This is a genomic window from Rhizobium sp. TBD182 (genome assembly GCF_001950375.1).
Lineage (GTDB): Bacteria > Pseudomonadota > Alphaproteobacteria > Rhizobiales > Rhizobiaceae > Agrobacterium > Agrobacterium tumefaciens.
Genome location: NZ_BDLN01000015.1, coordinates 21,624 through 21,966 on the forward strand (window position 1 = coordinate 21,624; position 343 = coordinate 21,966).

At 55.1% G+C, this 343-nt stretch carries 1 pseudogene; it reads left to right on the forward strand.

The features are described from left to right. A pseudogene (locus T18_RS27335) lies at positions 1-343 on the forward strand (TetR/AcrR family transcriptional regulator); the annotation flags it as partial.

The window sequence follows — 343 nt, forward strand, 5'->3', positions numbered from 1 at the left end:
AATAAAGCCTGGGAAGATCTCGAAAAAGAGAACCCGGGCGACCCGAGGGCTCAGCTCACGGCATGGGTTAAAGCGCGCGCGCAATGTCTTTCCAGCGAGCCCTATGGATGCGATTTGGCCAATGCTGCGGTAGAGTTGAAGGAGCAAGGACACCCTGCACATGCGATAATAGAAACGTTGAAGATGGAACAGCATTCCCGGCTTGCCGACCTTTGTCGTTCGACAGGTGTAAGCGATCCTGAACTTTTGGCTGATACGCTATCCATGCTGTTGGAGGGAGCACGCGTCAGCAAACTTGCCGCCGGCAAAGAAGGTCCGTCGATGCGGTTTACGCGTGCGTGTG